Origin of the sequence: Actinoplanes sp. NPDC049668, assembly GCF_044465445.1 — a bacterium.
Lineage (GTDB): Bacteria > Actinomycetota > Actinomycetes > Mycobacteriales > Micromonosporaceae > Actinoplanes.
The window spans coordinates 145,370-147,991 of record NZ_JBITLR010000010.1 but is presented as its reverse complement, the minus strand read 5'-3'; positions in this window follow the sequence as shown (position 1 = coordinate 147,991).

Here is a 2,622-nt window from a genome sequence, read left to right as displayed (position 1 = left end):
CCCGGCCCCAGTCTCGGCCCCGGCCCCAGTCTCGGCCCCGGCCCCAGTCTCGGCCCCGGCCCCAGTCTCGGCCCCGGCCCCAGTCTCGGCCCCGGCCCCAGTCTCGGCCCCGGCCTCGGCCTCGGCCCAGGTCTCGGTCTCGGTCTCGGTCTCGGCCCCAGTCTCGGTCTCGGCCCCAGTCTCGGTGTCGGCCTGGGCCTCGGTCTCGGCCCCGGCCTCGGCCCCGGCCCCGGCCTCGGTCTCGGCCGGGGCTTCGGCTCGGCCCCGGCCCAGCTCTGGCCCCAGTCTCGGCCCTGGCTTCGGCTCCGGCTCGGGCCTCGGTCTTTGCTCTGGCCTCGGTCTTGGCCTTGGCTCTGGCCCCCAGTCCTGCGCCGGCTCCCGTCCTGGCCTCGGGCCGCAGCGGTGCTTTGGACCGGTGATGGCTATGAGCGATGACCAAGGCCAAATGCTGTGGCCGTGGCCCGATTTCGGTCCCCGTCCAAGGGCACGCCGCGGCGTTGGTCTCGGCCGTGTGTCGCGGACGACGCCGGCACCGAGCCATGGATTGCGCAGCAGGGTCGACCTGGTCCGTGGGCTGCGATCAGGTCCGCCGACGGGCCTTAGTCACTACCGCGGGCCGGGACCGCGACTTCGACCGCGGGGCTGGAGCTTGCTGCACCCGGCCGAGGAGGGTGAGGATTTGACGTTCGGTATGACCCCACTCTGCCTCGGTGCTTCCAGACGCATGGGTTCGTGCGGCAGAGGGTTTGGGGGCGGGAGCCTGCGACGCGCAGTCGAGGGGGCACCAAGTCGGCCCTTCGTGCCGGGGCCCCAGGTGCGGGAACGCTGTGACCAAATGGAGCGAGTTTCGATGGCGGCCGTGTATCCGTAGACCTCGGCGCTTCTTCGTTGGCTGGTGCCTCGTGGCGGATGGCGTTGTCTGGTTGACGTTTCCGGGCCGTGGGCTGAGTAGGCGGGCGGGAGCCAGCCGCCGACGTGGTCCGTGAGATTTGATGGGCGATCGATGGGGTGTCGGTTGGCGTAGGAACCCGGCAAGGATCACGGCTGGTGCTTGAGTTGGCTACTCCCTCGAGAGTCGGTTACTCGCTCGTACTGAGGTCTGCGTTTCACGTGAAACCAGGATCTGTGATCGCGGCTGCTCGGGTTGTTCGAGGTCTCGAGCCGGCTGGCCATCCGGGCCAAGGCCGAGCTGGTTCGACCGCCCAGAGAGCCCGCATGATCCTCAATCGTGAGCGTGGCTGGGTGGGGTCTCAACCGGCCCGTCTCTTAGTCCGGCCTAGTACTACGCGTGAGCAGAGCCACTGCCGAAATCCAAGCCCAAGTGCGTGCGGTGGGCGACAAGCCCCTACATCTGGCTGGAGACCTTGTCGGCTAAGGCGGGGAAGTCGTAGGCGTTGGAACCCGGAATGGCGGGCAGGCACGGACCGGTGACGGCGAGCCGGAACGGCAAACTCCCAGGACGGCGCATCACGCGTCATGCCTTCACTCGACATAGCCATGCCGAATCGACAGCCCAGCCTGTCTTCCTTGTTGGAGAACAGGACCAAGCTCAGTCTGGCCGCCGAGCGGGAATTCGACGGCCCGGTCCTACAGTCGGCGTCGGCGTCGGACCCATCCTCGGTGCGTGGCGGAACCCATCTCAGAGACGATCCGGGGGACTACCCCTGAACTTCGCCGCCACGATTCGTTCGCGCAAAGCGGGGTCCTTCTTCATCCCTGAGTGCCACCAGCCGACGCCAGCGGGCGAATCCCGCGACACTGAACGCAATCCGGAGTCAGTAGTCGTCCGCGATGGGGGCCAGGGCGACCGATGCCCAGATCGACCCAGCGCACGGATCGACACGCCGCTCGGGTGCCAGCTCATGTCGGCAGCCAACGCGAGTCCGGGACAGACCGCCTGGGCAGGAGTGCGTCTTCGGCGTTTCCCACCGAATGAGTCGTGGCGGCGGCCAGCCCAGGCACGGCGCGACTCCACCCACCCCCATATGTTCGGCATCTGCATGGGCTGTGCGCGCCTTCAGGGAGTCGGGCTGTGTGCGATAGAAGCGCCTCCGTGGAGGGAGTCGCGTTCGTCGCCGGGCGCCAGATGGGGCTGCGGACGAGCCCCGCCGGCATTCGGCGGTTCAGGCTGTGCCGGGCCCTCCTTGTTTCACGTGAAACGGCGGGTCTCCGGTGCCTGAGGGATCGCAGAAGTCGGGCGCCTGCTGGGAGTGGTCAGTAAGTACTGAGCGGCTCGCCGTGGCCGCAGCGGTCAACGGTCGAGACGCGAGACGCGAGTGGAACTCATAGCCGGGGAACGGCTGGCGGGTTCCCGCCTGAGCGGCAGGTGGGTCTCCAGGACACTCCAGGAGAATCCCGATCGGCACGACAATCTTTGTTCGGCGCCGGCCGAGGCGGAGCCGGCATGCTGGTACGAGCTCCGGCATTCCCGGATCGCCAAGCAGCCGCGCCGCCTTGGCGCTCTATGGGTTGTCTGGAGCCATCGTGGGAGTGCCCTGGACACCATCGGACTGGGTTCGCTTCGCATCCTGTAGGTCAGGGGATGCTGCGGGAGGTGCTGGGCGGGGCAGTGTTCCACGTGAAACACGACCACCTGGCCTGACTGATAATCCTTCGGAGCCC